This is a genomic window from Bacillus sp. FAU20 (assembly GCF_056033865.1).
In genome coordinates this window covers 25,350-45,758 of record NZ_JBVYHY010000020.1, presented here as the reverse complement: position 1 = coordinate 45,758, position 20,409 = coordinate 25,350, and the positions used below count along the sequence as shown (strand labels likewise).

Below are 20,409 nucleotides of genomic sequence, written 5' to 3'. Positions count from 1 at the left end.
CCGTTTTGTATGATGTAGTAGGTGTTCGCTTTAAGAAGGCCGGGAAGGTATATTACTTTGATCCAAATCAGTTCGATATCTCTGAAAATGAGTTTGTCATTGTAGAAACGGTAAGAGGTATTGAATACGGAAAAGTAGTTATTACCAAAAAACAAGTTGATGAAAACGACGTTGTATTACCGCTAAAAAAGGTTATTCGTATTGCAAATGAAAATGATCGTACCATTGTTGAAGAGAACAAACATGCTGCCAAAGAAGCATATCAAGTCTGTCAACAAAAGGTAGTAGAGCATAATCTTGATATGAAACTTGTAGATGTAGAGTATACATTCGATCGTAATAAGATTATTTTCTATTTTACTGCGGATGGTCGGATCGATTTCCGCGAACTAGTGAAGGACTTAGCCGCAATTTTTAGAACAAGAATTGAACTAAGACAAATTGGTGTTCGTGATGAAGCGAAGATGCTAGGTGGTATTGGTCCATGTGGTCGTATGCTTTGTTGTTCTACTTTTTTAGGGGATTTTGAACCTGTATCCATTAAAATGGCAAAGGATCAAAATTTATCATTAAATCCTGCAAAAATCTCTGGTTTATGTGGTCGCTTAATGTGTTGCTTAAAATATGAGAATGATGAATATGAGGCAGCAAAGGAACAACTTCCTGATTTAGATCAACGTATACAAACCCCGCATGGTACTGGCCGTGTTATCGGATTAAATATTTTAGAAAGATTAATTCAAGTGGAACTAGTAGACAAGGAACGGATAGTAGAATATACGTTAGATGAGTTAGTAAATAAAGGGGTCGTTTCGAGTCAAACCACAGATTAATGAGGTGGGTGCTTGTGGAGAAAAAAGATATTTTTGAATCGGTTTCTAGTATGGAAGAGCAAATTGGACATTTATACAAACAGTTGGGAGAGTTAAAACAGCATCTTGCAGAGTTGTTGGAAGAAAACCAGCATATAAAAATGGAAAATAACAATTTGCGACACCGTTTTGAAGAAGTGCAGAATAAAGAAAAACAAAAAACTCAAAAACGTAAAGAAGTGAAGCCGAAAACAGATATTGGTGAAGGCTATGACAATTTAGCGAGACTGTATCAAGAAGGTTTTCATATTTGCAATCTACATTATGGAAGTGTACGTAAAGAGGGAGATTGTTTATTCTGTCTGTCATTCTTAAATAAAAAGTGAAATTACCTTTCCAATTATAATTGGAAAGGTAATTTTTTATACATGAAATAGGGTAGGTTAAGGGTAAGAAAAGGAGCAGTATATGAATTTATATGAAGATGAACGTTTAGATTACTTATTAGCACAAGACATGAAGATTATACAAAGCCCATCAGTATTTAATTTTTCTTTAGATGCCGTTTTACTTGCAGATTTTGCATGGGTACCAATTCAAAAGGGGAATTTACTTGATTTGTGTACAGGTAACGCGGTTGTTCCCCTTCTATTAAGTACAAGAACAAAAGGAAATATTACTGGTGTGGAAATTCAAGAACGCTTATATGATATGGGAGTAAGAAGTGTTCAATACAATGGGTTGGAAGAAAGAATTCACCTCATACATGGAGATTTGAAAGATATGCCAGAGAAACTTGGGCGTCATCAATATGATGTTGTTACATGTAATCCACCATATTTTCAAACACCTCAAACTTCAGAGAAAAATATGAATGAACATTTAGCGATAGCTCGTCATGAAATTATGTGTACATTAGAAGATGTTGTATCTGCAAGTAGTCAGTTAGTAAAACAAGGTGGGAAAGTAGCGTTTGTACATCGTCCAGGGCGATTACTAGACATTGTCACATTAATGCGTAAATATAAAATTGAACCAAAGCGTGTGCAATTTGTTTATCCTAAGGTTGGAAAAGAAGCAAATACATTGTTAATTGAAGGAATTAAGGATGGAAATGCAGATTTAAAAATTTTACCACCTCTCGTTGTATATGAGAACAATAACGAATATACAAAGGAGCTACGTTCAATTTTATATGGAGAAGAATAAGCATTTTTTTTATGTGGTAGAGTGCTCTGATGGAAGTTATTATGCTGGATATACAAACCATATAGAAAAGAGAATTCAGACTCATAATAGCGGCAAAGGAGCTAGGTATACACGCGCCAGGCTTCCTGTCGTTTTAAAATATGTAGAGACCCACAATGATAAGCGTACAGCTATGCAAGCGGAGTATTACTTTAAGCAATTAACGAGAAAACAAAAAGAGGCATATATGCAAAAAGGAGAACGCTATGTGGCAACAAAAAAGCTTTCAACAAAATGAAAAGGGAGTTTTATATTTAGTACCAACTCCTATTGGAAATCTAGAAGATATGACATTTCGTGCAATCCGAATTTTAAAAGAAGTTGATTTAATTGCTGCTGAAGATACGAGACAAACGAAAAAACTTTGTAATTATTTTGAAATTGAAACACCTGTCACGAGTTATCATGAGCACAATAAAGAAGTAAGTGGGAAGAAACTATTAGAGAAATTAGAGGATGGAAAGAATATAGCACTTGTTAGTGACGCTGGTATGCCGTGTATTTCTGACCCAGGTTACGATATTGTTGTTGAGGCAGTAGCTGAGCAATACCATGTAATTCCGCTTCCTGGAGCAAATGCAGCCCTTACAGCATTAATTGCATCCGGCCTTGAAACACAGCAGTTTTATTTCTATGGTTTCTTGCAGAGAAACAAAAAGGAACGGAAGATGGAGTTAGAAAAGCTTCGTTATGTACAAACTACAATGATGTTTTATGAAGCGCCTCATCGTTTAGATGATACTTTAATTTCGATGCAGGAAGTGTTGGGAAATAGAGAGATTGTATTATGTCGAGAGTTAACGAAAAAATTTGAGGAATTTATTCGAGGAACAATCGAAGAAGCAATTGAGTGGACGAAGCAAAATGAAGTACGTGGTGAGTTTTGTATTTTAGTAGCAGGTTCAACAGAAGAACCAGCTCCAGAAGAACAATGGTGGGAATCTCTTTCGGTATATGATCATATTGAACACTATATAAATGAAAAAAGTATGAATTCAAAAGAAGCGATTAAAACAGTCGCTAAAGATCGAGATTTGTCGAAAAGAGATGTATATCAAATCTATCATGTCGATAAAAAATAAGCTTCTCATAATTGAGAAGCTTATTTTGCTGTTTCGATATAATCTTGAAGTTCGTTTAAGATTTGCTCAGCGCCTTCTTTGCTTAAGATGATTTTACCTTCAGCTAAAGAAAGGTTACCGTCAGATACTTCACCAGTTACTTGGCAAGTCATGTTTGGTTTATATTTCTTTAAGATAATTTTTTCGTCATCAACATAGATTTCAAGAGCGTCCTTTTCTGCAATACCTAAAGTACGGCGTAATTCGATTGGAATTACTACACGACCTAATTCATCAACTTTACGAACAATACCAGTAGATTTCATAATTTTTTTCCTCCTAAATAAATAGTTTATAAGTTTCGAGTCTATTTTTAGATTCGTCATTTTTCGACAAAATACCCTATGGACATATGATACCAATCATTTACATTTCCGTCAATTCTTAAATTCTATATTTTTTAAAAAGATTTATAGATTTCTTATTTCTTATATATAATAGATTGAGAGGAAATTCCACAATTATTTACGATATTTTCTGAAAAAATAATAAATTTAAAGTGGAGATTGTATATTTTTTTGAAATATGAGCAATAGATGATAAAGATATTGAGCATTAAGACCTAAATTTAAAATTAGGTTGGCGTAAAGAAGATAAATTAGATTTGGGCTGCTCGTAAAAGCCTAATTAATGTGGGCTAATAATTAGTGGGGAGGAACAAAAACCCTACTGATTAAAGTTTCACTTTATATATGAGTTTTTGATATACTGTTTATAAATACATATGAGGTTATTCGGGAGGTCCAAAACAATGACAGAGGAAAATAAGTCCTTTTATATTACTACCCCAATTTATTATCCAAGTGGAAAATTACACATTGGACATGCTTATACGACAGTAGCAGGAGATGCGATGGCACGATATAAGCGTATGCAAGGTTATAATGTGCATTATTTAACAGGAACTGATGAGCATGGACAGAAGATCCAAAAGAAAGCAGAAGAGTTAAATATTACGCCACAGGCATATGTTGATAACATTGTTTCAGGAATTAAAGAGCTTTGGGAGAAGATGGATATTTCTTATGATGATTTTATTCGTACAACTGAAGATCGTCATAAAGATGTTGTCGAAAAAATCTTTAAGCAATTAGTAGATCAAGGTGACATTTATCTTGATGAATATGAAGGTTGGTATTCTGTACAAGATGAGACGTTCTATACAGAGCATCAATTAGTAGATCCAATTATGGAAGGCGACAAAGTAGTTGGAGGAAAAAGCCCAGATAGTGGTCATGATGTAGAACTTGTTCGTGAAGAATCTTATTTCTTTAGAATGGGTAAATATGTCGACAGACTATTAAAATTCTATGAAGATAATCCACATTTCATTCAGCCGGAGTCTCGTAAAAATGAAATGATTAATAATTTTATTAAACCAGGATTAGAAGATTTAGCAGTTTCTCGTACTTCATTTGACTGGGGAGTTCGTGTTCCTGGTAACCCAAAACACGTTATTTACGTATGGGTTGACGCATTATCTAACTATATTACGGCGTTAGGTTATGGAACAGCAAATGAAGAGAAATATAAAAAATTCTGGCCTGCAGATGTGCATTTAGTTGGGAAAGAAATTGTTCGTTTCCATACAATTTATTGGCCGATAATTTTAATGGCATTAGATTTACCTCTTCCGAAGAAAGTCTTTGCTCATGGCTGGATTTTAATGAAGGATGGAAAGATGAGTAAGTCAAAAGGAAACGTAGTAGATCCAGTTACATTAATCGATCGTTACGGATTAGATGCATTACGTTATTACTTACTTCGTGAAGTTCCATTTGGATCTGATGGCGTATTCACACCAGAAGGATTTGTGGAGCGTATTAATTTCGACTTAGCAAATGACTTAGGTAATTTATTAAATCGTACAGTAGCTATGATTGATAAGTACTTTAACGGAGAAATCCCTGCATTTAAAGCAAATGTAACGGAATTTGATGAAACGTTAGTAGCGTTTGCACAAGATACTTTGAAAAAAGTAGAAGAAGCAATGGAGAATATGGAGTTCTCTGTAGCGTTAGGATCTATTTGGCAATTGGTTAGTCGTACGAATAAATATATTGATGAAACACAACCATGGGTATTAGCAAAAGATGAGAATGATCGTGAAAAGTTAGCTTCTGTAATGGCTCACTTAGCAGAAGTACTTCGTCAAACAGGTATTATGCTTATGCCATTCTTAACAGTAGCACCAAGCAAGATGTTTGCTCAGCTTGGCCTTACTGATGAAGCTCATAAATCTTGGGAAAGTCTATCTACAATTGGCTGCATTCCAGCTGGAACAAAAGTAGAAAAAGGAAACCCAATTTTCCCTCGTTTAGAAATGGAAGTGGAAGTAGAGTACATTAAAGAACAAATGAAAAGCTCTGCTCCTAAAGTAGAAGAGAAAAAAGAAGAAGAACCGAAGGCAGAAGAAATTACAATTGATGATTTCTTTAAAGTAGAATTACGCGTAGCTGAAGTACTATCTGCTGAACCTGTGAAAAAAGCAGACAAGTTGTTAAAAATTCAACTAGACTTAGGCACAGAAAAGCGTCAAGTTGTTTCTGGGATTGCAAAATTCTATTCACCGGAAGACTTAAAAGGTAAAAAGGTTATTTGTGTAACAAACTTAAAACCTGTAAAATTACGCGGTGAATTATCGCAAGGTATGATTTTAGCGGGTGAAGAGAATGGCGTATTGTCATTAGCATCAATTGACCAAAATCTACCAAATGGTACAAAAATCAAGTAATTAAGACAAGAAAAGAGATGTTTCACGTGTAACATGTGTGAAGCGTCTTTTTTCTTTTTACACTCTCTATTTTTGCATTAAGATTGTAGTATTGTTATCGTTAAGTTATTAAAGAACTTATTTTTGTAGAATAAACTTGATTTCAATATAAAAGGAGTTATGTATTATGTTGTTTGATACACATTCACATTTGAATGCAGAGCAATTCGAAGGAGATTTGCAAGAGGTTATTGCCCGAATGAAAGAAGCGGGAGTTACTTATACAGTTGTTGTTGGTTTTGATGAAGTAACGATAAAAAAGGCGATGGAATTAGCTGAAGCCTATGATTTTATTTACGCTGCGGTTGGGTGGCACCCAGTTGATGCAATCGACATGACAGAAGAACATTTAGCTTGGTTAGAAGAACTTGCTTCTCATCCTAAAGTCGTTGCACTTGGAGAAATGGGCTTAGATTATCACTGGGATAAGTCTCCAAAAGAAATACAGAAAGAAGTATTCCGTAAACAAATTGCATTAGCGAAAAAAGTAAAATTGCCGATTATTATACATAACCGCGATGCAACTCAAGATATTGTTGATATTCTAGAAGAAGAGAATGCAGCTGAAGTAGGAGGCATTATGCATTGCTTTAGCGGCAGTGTAGAGGTAGCAGAGCGATGTGTTGATATGAACTTTTTAATTTCGTTAGGTGGACCAGTTACATTTAAAAATGCTAAGAAGCCGAAAGAGGTTGCTACGGAGATTCCATTAGAGAAATTGTTAATAGAGACGGATTGTCCGTATTTAACGCCGCACCCATTTCGAGGGAAACGAAATGAACCGAGTTATGTAAAACTCGTAGCAGAAGAAATTGCGAATTTAAAAGGAATTTCTTATGAGGAAGTAGCAGAAATGACAACTAAAAATGCAAAAGTTTTATTTGGTGTTGAATAAAAAGAACGGGGGAACCTGTTCTTTTTTATTTTGAGAAAAACTAGTAGAAGTGATGAAGAAAATAAATGTGAATGATGAAGTGTTACAATAAGGACAGAGAACAAAGATTTTTCTATTCTATTTTTTAAAATATAAGAATGGGGAAAATAATAATGGAAAAGTCGTCATTTTTTTGTTTTACTAAGTAGAGACGAAATGAGTGTGGAGGCAAGCATGAAAATAAAAGAGATTATCGTTGTAGAAGGTAAAGATGATACAGTTGCGATTAAGCGTGCTGTTGATGCGGATACAATTGAAACGAACGGTTCAGCAATCGGTGATCATGTTATTGAGCAAGTTAAATTAGCGCAACAAAAAAGGGGCGTTATTATTTTTACAGATCCGGATTATCCTGGAGAGCGTATTCGAAAAATTATTTCTGACAAGGTTCCTGGCTGTAAGCATGCCTTTTTACCGAAGGAAGAAGCGCTTGCTAAAAGGAAAAAGGGTGTCGGGATTGAACATGCTTCTAATGAGTCGATTCGCCGTGCTCTAGAGAATATACATGAAGAAATGGAAGCTTACACAAGTGAAATTAGTTGGAGCGATTTAGTCGATGCAGGCTTAGTGGGCGGAGAAATGGCAAAGAGCCGCAGAGAAAGAATGGGTAAGCTATTAAAGATTGGTTATACAAATGCAAAACAGTTACATAAACGATTACAGATGTTTCAAGTTTCAAAGGAATCATTTGCAGAAGCTTATAAGCAAGTAATACAGGAGGAAAAAAAATGAAGGATATCGCAACGCCAAATCGTACAAAAGACATTGTTGAAAAGTATGGATTTTCATTCAAAAAAAGTTTAGGACAAAACTTTTTAATTGATACAAATGTATTAAATCGTATTGTCGATCATGCAGAAATTGGTTCAGAAAGTGGTGCAATTGAAATTGGACCAGGTATTGGTGCATTAACAGAGCAATTAGCGAAGCGTGCTAAAAAAGTAGTGGCTTTTGAAATTGATCAAAGACTATTACCAATTTTAGATGAGACGTTAGCGCCATATGGTAACGTTACAGTTATTAATAAAGACGTACTAAAAGCAGATGTACATGAAGTATTTAATGAGCAATTTGAAGAAGGACAAGATGTAATGGTAGTAGCTAACTTACCATACTATATTACAACGCCAATTTTATTTAAATTGCTTGAAGAAAAGTTACCAGTTCGTGGATTTGTTGTTATGATGCAAAAAGAAGTTGGAGATCGTTTAGCTGCTAAACCTGGAACGAAAGAGTATGGTTCTTTATCGATTGCCATTCAGTATTATACAGAGGTTGAAACAGTTATGACTGTACCGCGTACAGTGTTTGTACCACAGCCAAATGTTGATTCTGCAATTATCCGCCTTCTAAAGCGTCCTAAACCGGTTGTAGAGGTGAAAGATGAAACGTTCTTCTTTGAAGTAGTACGAGCAAGTTTCGCACAGCGCCGTAAAACTTTAATGAATAATTTATCAAATAATTTAAATGGTTTCCCGAAAGATAAGGAGTTATTGGATCGAATTTTAACAGAAGTAGGAATTGATCCAAAGCGAAGAGGCGAAACGCTATCTATTGAAGAGTTTGCAACATTAAGTAATGCATTAGTTCTTCATAAATTATCATAAGAATATGAAAGGGACAGTTCAAGTTGAACTGTCCCTTTTGTCACCTTTCTCTCTCTAAATTCATACTTTAAAAACAGGTAAGATGGCCTAATGAGTTTGGAGGTAGGAGAATGGTTTTACATGTTGGAGAATTAGTGGAACGATATTCTCATAAGAGGGATATTCTTTTTCGTATTATAGAAATAAAAGGCGAGATAGCTATATTGTTTGGAGAGGAAATTAGACTGGTGGCGGATGCGCCACTTGAAGATTTAATTAGTATAGATCAAAGAGAACATAAAAAAAGGGTGAAGCGTGAGAAAGAAACAATGGAGCGCACGTACCGTTTGTTTCAACAAGATTATGTGCTGATGAAACAAAGGCATGAACATACTTCAACTGGTGGATATACAAGTGAGGTGAATTATTTTCAAATGCCGGGACGTGTATTGCATATAGATGGAGACCCTTTATATTTGCGCAAGTGCTTAGATTTATATAATAAAATTGGCGTTCCTGTTCAAGGTATTCATTGTAAAGAAACGGAGATGCATGAAAAAGTAGTAGACTTAATAGATCACTTTCGCCCAGACATTCTCGTTATTACAGGGCATGATGCATATACAAAATCAAAAGGAGTGAAGGGAGATTTAGCGGCATATAGGCATTCAAGGCATTTTGTACAGGCTGTTCGTGAAGTGCGAAAAAAATATCCATCATTGGATCAACTTGTTATTTTTGCTGGGGCATGTCAATCACATTTTGAGGCACTAATTCGTGCAGGGGCCAATTTCGCTAGTTCACCATCTAGAATTAATATTCATGCACTAGATCCTGTATATGTAGTTGGTAAAATTAGTTTTACTTCATTTATGGAGAGAGTCAATGTATGGGATGTCGTACGTAATACAATTACTGGTGAAAAGGGACTAGGTGGGATTGAAACGAGAGGGATTTTACGAACGGGATTACCTTTTCAACATTATGAAGAGTAAGCAGGGTACATATGTATCTTGCTTTTTTGTATGGAAGGATTTAAATGAATTTGGATAAAAAGAGGCAAGAACGTACAGACTACGTAATGATACTTTTACAATATAGTATTTCTTCTATCTATTCAAACGCAGGATGATATTAGCTGTGAATCGCGGTTAATAATTAGGATAGATATATCGTGCTTTAAGTGTTCAATCTAAATTACAGCGAGGTGTAGCGAAGTATATGTCAAAACGTTTAGATGAAATTAAAAGCGAATTAGATCACCATCTTGGACAGCGACTTATGTTAAAAGCAAATAGTGGAAGAAGAAAAACTGTGGAGCAATCAGGTGTACTAGCAGAAACATACCGTTCCGTTTTTGTTGTACAATTGGATCAACAAGAAGATGCGTTGCAACGTGTATCTTATAGTTATGCAGATGTTTTAACAGAGACAGTAGAGTTAACATTTTATGGAGACCCTCATAATGAGGTCATTTTATAATCCGTATATCATTACATATATTCCCAGAAATGAAAAGCTATATTATTTTGCATACTAACTATACCGTAGCAAAATAAGGAGGGACTCTGCATTGAGTAGACGAAGAGGTGTCATGTCAAACCAATTTAAAGAAGAGCTAGCAAAAGAGCTTGGCTTTTATGATGTTGTTCAGAAAGAAGGATGGGGCGGAATTCGTGCGAAAGATGCTGGTAACATGGTGAAACGTGCTATAGAAATTGCAGAACAGCAATTAATGAAACGAAACCAGTAGTTGTAAGATACTTTCTATGCTACGGTAGCCGAGGAGACATTCCTCGGCTTTTTGTACTCTAAAAGGTGCCATCATTTTACATAAGTAGTTTCATTCTGAATGCTTTTCGTTATAATTAGGGAAGTGTCATCGTCTTACTATAAATTTATGGTAAAATAAACGATAAAAGATTGAGTACATAGAGTGGGTGAATAGATTGAAGCTACTAGTGAAAGCACCAGCAAAGATTAATCTGTCGTTAGATGTACTGGGAAAAAGACAAGACGGATATCATGAAGTGAAAATGATTATGACAACCATTGATTTAGCAGATCGTCTAGAACTAACGGAATTAGCAGAAGACCGTATTGAAATTTTATCCCATAATAGGTATGTCCCAGACGACCAACGAAATTTAGCTTATCAGGCAGCGAAATTATTAAAAGAGAAGTTTAATGTAAAAAAAGGTGTATCTATTACTATTGAAAAAACGATTCCAGTAGCAGCTGGATTAGCAGGTGGAAGTAGTGATGCAGCAGCGACATTACGTGGTCTTAATAAATTATGGAATTTAGGGCTTACAATTGATGAGTTAGCAGAGCTTGGCGCAGAAATTGGATCAGATGTATCGTTCTGTGTATACGGCGGCACAGCAATTGCCACTGGAAGAGGAGAGAAAATTGAGCATATAAAGACTCCGCCTTCTTGTTGGGTTATTTTAGCGAAACCACATATAGGTGTATCTACTGCTGATGTGTATGGAAATTTAAAGTTAAATCGAGTTACACATCCAAATGTAGATAAAATGGTTGATGTCATAAATTCTGGTGATTATAAAGGAATTTGTGATACTGTTGGTAACGTTTTAGAAGATGTAACATTTGGAATGCATCCTGAAGTTGCCCGTATTAAATCACAGATGAAGCGATTTGGAGCGGATGCTGTATTAATGAGTGGAAGTGGTCCAACTGTATTTGGACTTGTACACCATGATTCACGAATGCATCGCATTTATAACGGATTAAAAGGATTTTGTGAACAAGTCTATGCGGTACGTTTATTAGGAGAGCGAGAAACGCTTGAATAAAGACGTATAATACGTTATGATTTGTTTAGAATATTCGTGATTTGAGGTGAGAGTATGAAAATTAGAAGAAGTACAAGATTAGTCGATATGACTTATTACTTGCTACAAAACCCTCGTCAGCTAGTATCTCTCACTTTTTTTGCTGAAAGGTATCAATCGGCTAAGTCTTCCATTAGTGAAGATTTAGTTATTATTAAGCAAACGTTTGAACAACAAGGGGTCGGCACATTGCAAACGATACCAGGAGCAGCAGGAGGAGTGAAATATATACCGTATATAAGTGAAGAAGAGGCAGATCTAATTATTGATGAGCTTTGTGGCTTATTTGAAAACCCAGATCGTATTTTGCCTGGTGGTTACTTATACATGACAGATTTATTGAGTAATCCTCGCCATATTAATGGCGCAGGTCGTTTGTTTGCTTCTGTTTTTGCTAGGCAACCAATTGATGCAGTTATGACGGTGGCAACGAAGGGGATTCCACTTGCTTATGCAGTGGCAAATTACTTAGATGTACCAGTTGTAATTGCAAGAAAAGATAATAAGGTAACAGAAGGTCCGACTGTTAGTATTAACTATGTGTCGGGTTCTTCTAAACGAATTCAAACAATGACGTTAGCAAAACGCAGTCTTCCAGAAGGGTCGAATGTTTTAATTATTGATGACTTCATGAAAGCTGGCGGAACAATTCAAGGTATGATGAGTATGTTAGAAGAGTTCAAGGCTAATGTTGTTGGTATTGGTGTATTAGTAGAATCCACAGATATTGAAGAACGACTAATTAATAATTTTGTATCATTAATTCGTCTATCGGAAGTTGATGTGAAAGAAAAAACGATTCAAGTGGAAAAAGGGAATTATTCTCTTGCACCATTTGATGAAGGGCTTGTAGAGGCGGAATAAAAGATAGAGCAGATAGCTCTATCTTTTTTTATTTTATTTATAGATTATAAAATAGATGGACAAACTGCCTTTCGTACACTATTTTTAAAGAGTAAAATAAATAATAAAAGGGTGAAAAGTATGAAAGTTGTTCAAACAAGCAAGGCACCACAAGCAATTGGACCTTATTCACAGGGGATTATTGTAAATAACATGTTCTATAGCTCAGGACAAATCCCATTGACGGCAAATGGGGAGCTTGTAACAGGAGATGTAACAGTACAAACAGAACAAGTATTTCAAAATTTACAAGCGGTATTAGAGGAAGCAGGTGCTTCATTTGATACAGTCGTAAAAACAACAGTATTTTTAAAGGACATGGATGATTTTAATGCTGTAAATGAAGTGTATAGCTCTTATTTCTCTACTCATAAACCAGCTCGATCTTGTGTGCAAGTAGCAAAATTACCGAAAGATGTTTCCGTTGAAATTGAAGTAATTGCCCTAGTTAAGTAACCTTTTGTAAGCGATAACCTCCGCTAATCTCTATATTCAACTACATTAAAAATTTTTATCTTAAAAATTTTTAAAAAATTAAAGGGAAAATAGAAAATTTGTGGAATTTATACAAATATATCGCTTATTTAGAAAAGGGTGGTGAACACAAGATGGAAGTGACTGACGTAAGATTACGCCGCGTAAACACAGAAGGCCGCATGAGAGCAATTGCCTCTATTACTCTAGACCATGAATTTGTTGTTCATGATATTCGTGTAATTGATGGTAATAATGGATTATTTGTAGCAATGCCAAGTAAACGTACTCCAGATGGAGAGTTCCGTGACATTGCACATCCAATTAATTCTGGTACACGCTCTAAAATTCAAGATGCGGTTTTAACAGAGTATCATCGTTTAGGCGAGTTAGAAGAGGTTGAGTTTGAAGAAGCAGGTGCTTCGTAAAATTCGAATGAAAAGGGCTTTTAACAAAAAGCCTTATAATTTTGTAGCAAACTCCTGTAAGCATTTACAGGGGTTTGTTTTTTTTTTTGTTTTATATTTGGAAACTTCATAATTTATTAACATAAAAAGAAGAAACTACTAATTTTTTCAAAATCATTTTAAATAGTATAGCTTATTTCTTAAAAAAGATACTAAAGAGTAAAACATCTTATAAGAATTATGGTAAAATTTAATAGTTAAAATGTGTTTCTTGAAATATATGATGATTTAGGATAATATCTTTAATGGATAAATAGGTTGCGATGGAGGGTCTATATGTCAAACAGATTTGCAGTGATTCTAGCTGCAGGTAAAGGCACACGTATGAAGTCAAAGCTATACAAAGTGCTGCATCCTGTATGTGGAAAACCTATGGTACAACACGTAGTCGATCAAGTATCTCAATTAGGATTGCAGAAACTTGTAACGGTTGTTGGACATGGTGCTGAAATGGTACAAGAACAGCTAGGGAACGTAAGTGAATTTGCATTACAAGCAGAACAACTTGGTACAGCACATGCTGTAGATCAAGCTGCAAGTGTACTTGCAAATGAAGAAGGAACAACTTTAGTTATTTGTGGTGATACGCCTCTAATAACTGCTGAAACAATGGAAGCATTACTTCAGCAACATAAAGAAGCAGGAGCAATGGCGACGGTGCTAACAGCATACATAGAAGAGCCTGCTGGATATGGCCGTATTGTTCGTAATGAGAATGGTCATGTTGAAAAGATTGTTGAGCATAAAGATGCAAATGAGAAAGAATTAGCTATTAAAGAAATCAATACAGGTACGTATTGTTTTGATAATAAGGCTTTATTTGCTTCACTTTCTAAAGTTTCAAATGATAACGTGCAAGGTGAATATTACCTTCCAGATGTTATTGAGATTTTAAAAAATGAAGGTCATATCGTATCAGCTTATCAAACAGAGCAGTTCGATGAAACGTTAGGTGTTAACGACAGAGTCGCTCTATCGCAAGCGGAAATTATTATGAAAAACCGTATCAACCGAAAGAACATGGTAAATGGTGTTACAATTATTGATCCAAGTAACACTTATATTTCTGCTGATGCAATTATCGGTAGCGATACAGTTCTTCATCCAGGAACAATTATTGAGGGGAACACTGTAATTGGTTCTGATTGTGAAATTGGACCGCATACAGTAATTCGCGATAGTGAAATTGGAGATCGTACGACAATTCGACAATCTACTGTACATGATAGTAAGCTTGGTACGGAAGTATCGGTTGGTCCATTTGCACATATTCGCCCAGATTCAGTTATTGGAGACGAAGTACGCGTTGGAAACTTCGTGGAAATCAAAAAAACTGTCTTTGGTAATAGAAGTAAAGCTTCACACTTGAGTTATATCGGGGATGCACAAGTTGGAGAAGACGTGAATCTTGGTTGTGGTTCAATTACGGTGAACTATGACGGTAAGAATAAATTCAAAACTGTGATTGGTAATGGGGTATTTATTGGATGTAATTCAAACCTTGTTGCTCCAGTAACAGTTGAAGATGGTGCTTATGTGGCGGCAGGCTCTACAATTACAGAGAATGTTCCATCAAAAGCATTATCGGTAGCACGTGCACGTCAAGTTAACAAAGAAGACTATGTTGATCAATTGCTGAATAAGAAAAAATCATAATAATGTGGAGGGTTAATCTAGATGTCGACTCAATATCTAAATTCTAATTTGAAAGTATTCTCTTTAAACTCTAATAAGGAACTTGCTGAGCAGATTGCAAAGCATATTGGAGTAGGACTAGGAAAATGTTCTGTTGATCGTTTTAGTGATGGAGAAGTTCAAATTAACATTGAAGAAAGTATCCGTGGTTGCGATGTATTCATTATTCAATCTACAAGCTTCCCAGTAAACGAACATATCATGGAATTACTTATTATGATCGATGCATTAAAACGTGCATCTGCGAAAACAATTAATATTGTTATTCCTTACTATGGTTATGCGCGTCAAGACCGTAAAGCGCGTTCTCGTGAACCAATTACATCGAAACTTGTAGCAAACTTGCTTGAAACAGCAGGTGCAACTCGTGTAATCACTCTAGATTTACATGCTCCACAAATTCAAGGGTTCTTTGATATCCCAATCGACCACTTAATGGGTGTACCGATTCTTTCTGATTACTTTGAAACAAAAGGTCTTAAAGATATCGTAATCGTGTCTCCTGATCATGGTGGTGTAACTCGTGCAAGAAAAATGGCAGATCGTCTAAAAGCGCCAATCGCTATTATTGATAAGCGTCGTCCTCGCCCGAACGTTTCAGAGGTAATGAACATTATCGGTAATATTGAAGGCAAAACAGCGATTTTAATTGATGACATCATTGATACAGCTGGTACAATTACATTAGCAGCAAACGCTCTTGTTGAGAACGGTGCTTCTGAAGTATATGCTTGCTGTACACACCCAGTATTATCTGGTCCAGCAATTGAGCGTATTCAAAATTCAAACATTAAAGAGTTAGTTGTAACGAACTCTATTGTATTACCAGAAGAGAAGAAAATCGACAAAGTACATGAACTTTCAGTTGCTCCATTAATCGGAGAAGCAATCATTCGTGTATACGAAGAAGAATCTGTGAGTGTATTATTCAATTAATTGGATAGAATGAGACGTAACCAAAATTGGTTACGTCTTTTCGTATCGAAAAAAGAAAGTAGTGGTACAAGAATGAAATTGATAGTAGGACTTGGGAACCCAGGTAGAGAATATGAATTAACAAGGCATAATATTGGATTTATGGCCATTGATGAACTTGCGAAGCGTTGGAACATTTCTTTGAATGAACAAAAATTTAAAGGTGTATTTGGTGCAGGGTTTGTTAATGGAGAAAAGGTAATCTTATTAAAGCCGCTAACATACATGAATTTATCTGGGGAAAGTATTCGTCCACTCATGGATTATTATAAAATTGATGTTGAGGACTTCGTTGTTATGTACGACGATTTAGACATTCCTGTAGGTAAATTGCGTCTTCGCATGAAAGGTAGTGCCGGTGGACATAATGGTGTAAAGTCAACGATTTCGCACTTAGGAACACAAGAATTTCAACGTATCCGTATGGGAATTGATCGCCCGAAAAATGGAATGAAGGTAGTCGATTATGTATTGGGACGCTTTACATCTGAAGAGATTCCGGATGTTAACCATTCTATTGAAAAAGCAGCGGATGCATGTGAAGAGTGGCTAAATAAGCCTTTTCTTCAAATCATGAATACTTTCAATAGTTAAAAATGAGATTGGGAATATTTCTCTTTTGTTTTACCCATACTAGTAGTAATTGAATTTTTAGGAGGCTAGTATGGAAGGGTATTATTATTGCAGACACTGCGGAGGTAATGTAGGCTCCATTAACGCAGAAAAAGTATATAGCGACGTTTTATTTCAACTAACGGAGCAAGAAGTAGTAGAAATGATTCATTTTCATGAGAATGGAAATATATATATAAAAACGATTTGTGAATCGTGTCAAGAAACGCTCGCATCTTATCCTGAGTATTATGAGTATGAAAAATTTCTGCAATAAAATGTTGTCGCTTTGGCATGTCCAAAGCATTTTTCTGTTTTCCTTTTCCAAAATATTTGCATAAAATAGAATGACTTGCTCTTTATGTTGAGAGGAGTTTTAAAAATGATAGGTTTATTAGAGCAATTTTATAAAAATGAAGAGATACAATCGGTTATTAATGGGTTAGAAGATGGGTTAAAAGAACAACTTATATCAGGGATGGCAACGTCTTCTCGTTCATTATTAATGGCGGCTTTATATAAAAAAACAAAAAAATCACAATTAATCGTGACACATAACTTATACCAAGCACAAAAAGTACATGAAGATTTAGTGGCGTTACTTGGTGAAAAAGATGTGTGGTTATATCCAGTGAATGAACTGATAGCATCGGAAATTGGAGTTGCAAGTCCAGAATTGAAGGCGCAACGTATAGAAGTGTTAAATCGCTTGGCTGCGGGAGAGAATGGAATCATTGTAGCGCCAGTGGCAGGATTGCGTAGATTTTTACCAATAAAAGAATTGTGGAAGCAAAAGCAAGTTGAAATCAATCTAGGGCAAGAGATTGATTTAGATGCGCTCTTGCATACTTTACATCATATTGGCTATGAACGTAAGTCGATGGTAGAAGCTCCAGGGGAGTTCAGTTTGCGTGGGGGAATATTAGATATTTATCCTTTAACTGAAGAACTACCATTTCGTATTGAATTCTTTGATACAGAAGTCGATTCTATTCGATTATTTGATGTGGATGAACAGCGTTCTCAAGGTAAAAAAGAAAGCGTTAGGTTTGGTCCGGCAACAGAGTTTTTATTTTCACAGGAAGAATTAAAATCAGGAATTCAGCATCTTGAAGAAGGCTTGACTAAGACGATGCAAAAACTTTCTGATGATAAACTAAAGACTAAAGTGCTTGAGACGGTAAGTCATGAAATTGAGATGTTGAAAAACGGGCAAAGTATAGAACAGATGTTTAAATACTTATCTATTTTCTATAAAGAACCTGCTAGTCTGATAGATTATTTACCAGAAGATGGTGTTGTAATTTTAGATGAGATTTCCCGTATTCAAGAGACAGCATCACATCTTGAAACAGAAGAGGCGGAATGGTATATATCACTTCTTGGTGAAGGAACAATTATTCAAGATTTATCTTTCTCTCACCCATTCGAGGGGTTTCTTCATCATAAAAAAAGAAGTTTTGTATATTTAACGTTATTCTTGCGTCATATCGCACACACACATCCGCAAAATATTGTTAATGTAACATGTAAAACAATGCAAGATTTCCATGGACAGATGAATTTGTTAAAAACAGAAATTGATAGATGGAATGAAGGGCATTTTACGACTGTTGTACTTGGAACAGATGATGAACGTGTGAAAAAATTACAACATATTTTAAGTGATTATGATATTGAGGCAGATATTGTAGAAGGTACAGATATTTTATTGCCTGGAAGGTTACAGATTGCTGTAGGTGATTTACATGCAGGATTTGAAATGCCGATGCAAAAGCTTGTTGTCATTACTGAAAAGGAGCTTTTTCATAAGAAAGTTAAAAAATCACAACGTAAACAAAAGTTATCGAATGCTGAACGTATTAAAAGTTATTCAGAATTAAAAGTTGGAGATTATGTAGTTCACGTAAATCATGGTATAGGTAAATTTTTAGGTATTGAGACATTAGAGATTAATGGTGTTCATAAAGATTATTTAAATATTAAATATCAAGGTAATGATAAGCTATACGTTCCAATTGAACAAATTGATCAAGTTCAAAAATATGTAGGATCTGAAGGTAAGGATCCGAAAGTTTATAAATTAGGTGGTAATGATTGGAAGAAGGTTAAAACGAAAGTTGAAAAATCTGTACAAGACATTGCGGATGACCTAATTAAACTATATGCTGAGCGCGAAGCTTCAAAAGGCTATGCATATACGCCAGATACGGCAGAACAACAAGAGTTCGAATCATCTTTCCCGTATCAAGAGACAGAGGATCAGTTACGTTCTATTGACGAGATTAAAAAAGATATGGAACGCGGACGCCCGATGGATAGGCTCCTTTGTGGTGACGTAGGGTATGGAAAGACTGAAGTGGCTATTCGTGCGGCATTTAAAGCAATTATGGATGAAAAACAAGTTGCAATTTTAGTACCGACAACGATTCTTGCGCAGCAACACTATGAAACAATTCGAGAGCGTTTTCAAGATTATCCGATCAATATAGGCTTATTAAGTAGATTCCGTACGAGAAAACAACAAAATGAAACAATTAAGGGCTTAAAGGATGGAACAGTAGATATTGTAATCGGAACACATCGTATTTTATCTAAAGATGTTACGTATAAAGATTTAGGGCTTCTTATTATTGATGAAGAACAAAGATTTGGTGTAACACATAAAGAAAAAATTAAACAATTGAAGGCGAATGTTGACGTATTAACATTAACGGCAACTCCGATTCCGCGGACGCTTCATATGTCTATGCTTGGTGTGCGCGACTTATCTGTTATTGAGACACCACCAGAAAATCGTTTCCCAGTCCAAACGTATGTAGTCGAGTATAATCCAGCGTTAATGCGAGAGGCGATAGAGCGAGAGCTTGCAAGAGGTGGTCAAGTTTACTTCCTATATAACCGTGTAGAGGATATTGAAAGAAAAGCAGATGAAATTTCGATGTTAGTTCCAGATGCCCGCGTAACGTACGCACATGGGAAAATGAACGAAAGCGAATTAGAGTCTGTTATGCTATCATTTTTAGAAGGACAGCATGATGTTCTTGTAAGTACAACAATTATTGAGACGGGTGTAGATATTCCGAATGTAAATACGTTAATTGTATTTGATGCAGATCGTATGGGATTATCACAGTTGTATCAGCTTCGTGGGCGTGTTGGACGTTCTAATCGTGTTGCATATGCATACTTTGCATATAAACGTGACAAAGTGCTGTCAGAGGTTGCAGAGAAGCGTCTACAAGCAATTAAAGAGTTCACGGAACTTGGATCTGGTTTCAAAATTGCGATGAGAGATTTATCTATTCGTGGAGCAGGTAATTTGTTAGGGGCAGAACAGCATGGATTTATTGATTCTGTCGGATTTGATCTATATTCTCAAATGTTAAAAGATGCAATTGAACAGCGTAGAGGAACAGATGGGGCTGAAAATATAGTTAATGTTGAAATTGACTTAGAGGTAGATGCATACTTACCAGATGCTTATATTTCAGATAGTAAGCAAAAAATTATGATGTATAAACAATTTAGAGGTGTTTCTGCAATTGAGGATATTGAAGAATTGCAGGAAGAAATGATCGACAGATTTGGCGATTATCCACAAGAAGTTGGTTATTTATTACAAATTGCAAATATTAAAGTGTTGGCAATGAAAGAACAAATTGAATTAATTAAGCAGAATAAATTTGAAGTAACATTTCTGTTTTCTGAACAAGCAAGTCAAAATATTGATGGTGGAAAATTATTCATGCTCGGAAATAGTTTTGGACGTATGATCGGTTTAGGAATGGAAGGATCACAATTGAAAATTGTTATGAAAACAAATGGCTTAGAGACATCGAAGTGGTTAACAATTGCTGAAAATTTATTAAAAGGCTTACCAGATGTAAAAAAAGAAGTAATAAATGCCTAAAATAAGATAAAAAAATACAATTCGACGTGCATAGAAGA

22 protein-coding genes are annotated in these 20,409 nt (G+C 35.4%); 21 read left to right on the top strand and 1 reads right to left on the bottom strand.

Annotated elements, in window-relative coordinates; translation table 11 throughout:
• Window positions 1-5: 5 nt before the first annotated feature.
• The 5 genes from AC0OM3_RS13610 to rsmI all read left to right on the top strand — a co-directional run bounded on the left by AC0OM3_RS13610 (window position 6) and on the right by rsmI (window position 3,142).
• A complete protein-coding gene (locus tag AC0OM3_RS13610; RefSeq protein ID WP_000272429.1) occupies window positions 6-833 on the top strand; it encodes a PSP1 domain-containing protein in 828 nt (275 codons plus the stop codon).
• Window positions 834-847: 14 nt separating this feature from the next.
• Window positions 848-1,198, top strand: a complete 351-nt coding sequence (gene yabA, locus AC0OM3_RS13605) for a DNA replication initiation control protein YabA (RefSeq protein ID WP_000412063.1) — start codon at window positions 848-850, stop codon at window positions 1,196-1,198.
• A gap of 82 nt (window positions 1,199-1,280) precedes the next feature.
• On the top strand, window positions 1,281-2,021 hold the full coding sequence (locus AC0OM3_RS13600) for a tRNA1(Val) (adenine(37)-N6)-methyltransferase (protein ID WP_001055366.1): 741 nt from the start codon (window positions 1,281-1,283) through the stop codon (window positions 2,019-2,021).
• The gene (locus AC0OM3_RS13595) at window positions 2,008-2,298 is read left to right on the top strand and encodes a GIY-YIG nuclease family protein (RefSeq protein WP_000414352.1); all 291 of its coding nucleotides are present in this window, start codon (window positions 2,008-2,010) and stop codon (window positions 2,296-2,298) included. Before AC0OM3_RS13600 ends, AC0OM3_RS13595 begins: the two co-directional genes overlap by 14 nt.
• Window positions 2,267-3,142, top strand: a complete 876-nt coding sequence (gene rsmI, locus AC0OM3_RS13590) for a 16S rRNA (cytidine(1402)-2'-O)-methyltransferase (RefSeq protein ID WP_000267817.1) — start codon at window positions 2,267-2,269, stop codon at window positions 3,140-3,142. Before AC0OM3_RS13595 ends, rsmI begins: the two co-directional genes overlap by 32 nt.
• A 20-nt stretch (window positions 3,143-3,162) precedes the next feature.
• On the opposite strand, the gene AC0OM3_RS13585 is transcribed toward rsmI, so the two are convergent.
• Window positions 3,163-3,447: an AbrB/MazE/SpoVT family DNA-binding domain-containing protein gene (locus tag AC0OM3_RS13585; protein ID WP_000843036.1), complete on the bottom strand. Its 285-nt coding sequence runs from the start codon at window positions 3,445-3,447 to the stop codon at window positions 3,163-3,165.
• Window positions 3,448-3,932: 485 nt separating this feature from the next.
• Here AC0OM3_RS13585 and metG point away from each other — a divergent pair, with 485 nt between their 5' ends.
• From metG to mfd, 16 genes are all read left to right on the top strand, one after another.
• A complete protein-coding gene (gene metG / locus AC0OM3_RS13580; protein ID WP_000134143.1) occupies window positions 3,933-5,915 on the top strand; it encodes a methionine--tRNA ligase in 1,983 nt (660 codons plus the stop codon).
• A gap of 166 nt (window positions 5,916-6,081) precedes the next feature.
• Window positions 6,082-6,849, top strand: coding sequence for a TatD family hydrolase (locus tag AC0OM3_RS13575; RefSeq protein ID WP_000895851.1), 768 nt, complete (start codon window positions 6,082-6,084; stop codon window positions 6,847-6,849).
• A 213-nt stretch (window positions 6,850-7,062) separates the two neighbouring features.
• Window positions 7,063-7,620: a ribonuclease M5 gene (gene rnmV / locus AC0OM3_RS13570; RefSeq protein WP_000692835.1), complete on the top strand. Its 558-nt coding sequence runs from the start codon at window positions 7,063-7,065 to the stop codon at window positions 7,618-7,620.
• The gene (gene rsmA, locus AC0OM3_RS13565) at window positions 7,617-8,495 is read left to right on the top strand and encodes a 16S rRNA (adenine(1518)-N(6)/adenine(1519)-N(6))-dimethyltransferase RsmA (protein WP_000651547.1); all 879 of its coding nucleotides are present in this window, start codon (window positions 7,617-7,619) and stop codon (window positions 8,493-8,495) included. The genes rnmV and rsmA overlap by 4 nt, the downstream gene beginning before the upstream one ends.
• A gap of 110 nt (window positions 8,496-8,605) precedes the next feature.
• Window positions 8,606-9,469 (top strand): sporulation peptidase YabG, encoded by an 864-nt coding sequence (yabG, locus tag AC0OM3_RS13560; RefSeq protein ID WP_000242868.1) that lies wholly within the window; start codon window positions 8,606-8,608, stop codon window positions 9,467-9,469.
• A 226-nt stretch (window positions 9,470-9,695) separates the two neighbouring features.
• Window positions 9,696-9,956 (top strand): biofilm formation stimulator Veg, encoded by a 261-nt coding sequence (veg, locus tag AC0OM3_RS13555; RefSeq protein ID WP_000044347.1) that lies wholly within the window; start codon window positions 9,696-9,698, stop codon window positions 9,954-9,956.
• Between the two features lie 91 nt (window positions 9,957-10,047).
• Window positions 10,048-10,227: an acid-soluble spore protein SspF gene (sspF, locus tag AC0OM3_RS13550; protein ID WP_002094215.1), complete on the top strand. Its 180-nt coding sequence runs from the start codon at window positions 10,048-10,050 to the stop codon at window positions 10,225-10,227.
• Window positions 10,228-10,423: 196 nt separating this feature from the next.
• The gene (gene ispE / locus AC0OM3_RS13545; RefSeq protein ID WP_000772104.1) at window positions 10,424-11,293 is read left to right on the top strand and encodes a 4-(cytidine 5'-diphospho)-2-C-methyl-D-erythritol kinase; all 870 of its coding nucleotides are present in this window, start codon (window positions 10,424-10,426) and stop codon (window positions 11,291-11,293) included.
• A 54-nt stretch (window positions 11,294-11,347) separates the two neighbouring features.
• Window positions 11,348-12,196, top strand: a complete 849-nt coding sequence (gene purR, locus AC0OM3_RS13540) for a pur operon repressor (RefSeq protein ID WP_000702466.1) — start codon at window positions 11,348-11,350, stop codon at window positions 12,194-12,196.
• A gap of 120 nt (window positions 12,197-12,316) precedes the next feature.
• Window positions 12,317-12,691: a RidA family protein gene (locus tag AC0OM3_RS13535; RefSeq protein ID WP_000869815.1), complete on the top strand. Its 375-nt coding sequence runs from the start codon at window positions 12,317-12,319 to the stop codon at window positions 12,689-12,691.
• 152 nt (window positions 12,692-12,843) lie between these two features.
• A complete protein-coding gene (gene spoVG, locus AC0OM3_RS13530) occupies window positions 12,844-13,137 on the top strand; it encodes a septation regulator SpoVG (protein WP_000454041.1) in 294 nt (97 codons plus the stop codon).
• A 315-nt stretch (window positions 13,138-13,452) separates the two neighbouring features.
• On the top strand, window positions 13,453-14,832 hold the full coding sequence (gene glmU / locus AC0OM3_RS13525; protein ID WP_000071039.1) for a bifunctional UDP-N-acetylglucosamine diphosphorylase/glucosamine-1-phosphate N-acetyltransferase GlmU: 1,380 nt from the start codon (window positions 13,453-13,455) through the stop codon (window positions 14,830-14,832).
• A gap of 21 nt (window positions 14,833-14,853) precedes the next feature.
• Window positions 14,854-15,807: a ribose-phosphate diphosphokinase gene (locus tag AC0OM3_RS13520; RefSeq protein ID WP_000107420.1), complete on the top strand. Its 954-nt coding sequence runs from the start codon at window positions 14,854-14,856 to the stop codon at window positions 15,805-15,807.
• Window positions 15,808-15,879: 72 nt separating this feature from the next.
• Window positions 15,880-16,440, top strand: coding sequence for an aminoacyl-tRNA hydrolase (pth, locus tag AC0OM3_RS13515; RefSeq protein ID WP_000767702.1), 561 nt, complete (start codon window positions 15,880-15,882; stop codon window positions 16,438-16,440).
• Between the two features lie 70 nt (window positions 16,441-16,510).
• Window positions 16,511-16,735 (top strand): anti-sigma-F factor Fin family protein, encoded by a 225-nt coding sequence (locus tag AC0OM3_RS13510; RefSeq protein ID WP_000399438.1) that lies wholly within the window; start codon window positions 16,511-16,513, stop codon window positions 16,733-16,735.
• Window positions 16,736-16,840: 105 nt separating this feature from the next.
• Complete coding sequence (gene mfd / locus AC0OM3_RS13505; protein ID WP_000579681.1) at window positions 16,841-20,371, top strand: transcription-repair coupling factor; 3,531 nt, start codon at window positions 16,841-16,843, stop codon at window positions 20,369-20,371.
• The last annotated feature ends 38 nt before the right edge of the window (window positions 20,372-20,409 follow it).

Coding starts and splice junctions, on each gene's coding strand:
- AC0OM3_RS13600 (WP_001055366.1), top strand. CDS start 1,281: ATGAATTTATATGAAGATGAACGTTTAGATTACTTATTAGCACAAGAC.
- AC0OM3_RS13595 (WP_000414352.1), top strand. CDS start 2,008: ATGGAGAAGAATAAGCATTTTTTTTATGTGGTAGAGTGCTCTGATGGA.
- rsmI (WP_000267817.1), top strand. CDS start 2,267: ATGTGGCAACAAAAAAGCTTTCAACAAAATGAAAAGGGAGTTTTATAT.
- AC0OM3_RS13585 (WP_000843036.1), bottom strand. CDS start 3,447: ATGAAATCTACTGGTATTGTTCGTAAAGTTGATGAATTAGGTCGTGTA.
- metG (WP_000134143.1), top strand. CDS start 3,933: ATGACAGAGGAAAATAAGTCCTTTTATATTACTACCCCAATTTATTAT.
- AC0OM3_RS13575 (WP_000895851.1), top strand. CDS start 6,082: ATGTTGTTTGATACACATTCACATTTGAATGCAGAGCAATTCGAAGGA.
- rnmV (WP_000692835.1), top strand. CDS start 7,063: ATGAAAATAAAAGAGATTATCGTTGTAGAAGGTAAAGATGATACAGTT.
- rsmA (WP_000651547.1), top strand. CDS start 7,617: ATGAAGGATATCGCAACGCCAAATCGTACAAAAGACATTGTTGAAAAG.
- yabG (WP_000242868.1), top strand. CDS start 8,606: ATGGTTTTACATGTTGGAGAATTAGTGGAACGATATTCTCATAAGAGG.
- veg (WP_000044347.1), top strand. CDS start 9,696: ATGTCAAAACGTTTAGATGAAATTAAAAGCGAATTAGATCACCATCTT.
- purR (WP_000702466.1), top strand. CDS start 11,348: ATGAAAATTAGAAGAAGTACAAGATTAGTCGATATGACTTATTACTTG.
- AC0OM3_RS13535 (WP_000869815.1), top strand. CDS start 12,317: ATGAAAGTTGTTCAAACAAGCAAGGCACCACAAGCAATTGGACCTTAT.
- spoVG (WP_000454041.1), top strand. CDS start 12,844: ATGGAAGTGACTGACGTAAGATTACGCCGCGTAAACACAGAAGGCCGC.
- glmU (WP_000071039.1), top strand. CDS start 13,453: ATGTCAAACAGATTTGCAGTGATTCTAGCTGCAGGTAAAGGCACACGT.
- AC0OM3_RS13520 (WP_000107420.1), top strand. CDS start 14,854: ATGTCGACTCAATATCTAAATTCTAATTTGAAAGTATTCTCTTTAAAC.
- pth (WP_000767702.1), top strand. CDS start 15,880: ATGAAATTGATAGTAGGACTTGGGAACCCAGGTAGAGAATATGAATTA.
- AC0OM3_RS13510 (WP_000399438.1), top strand. CDS start 16,511: ATGGAAGGGTATTATTATTGCAGACACTGCGGAGGTAATGTAGGCTCC.
- mfd (WP_000579681.1), top strand. CDS start 16,841: ATGATAGGTTTATTAGAGCAATTTTATAAAAATGAAGAGATACAATCG.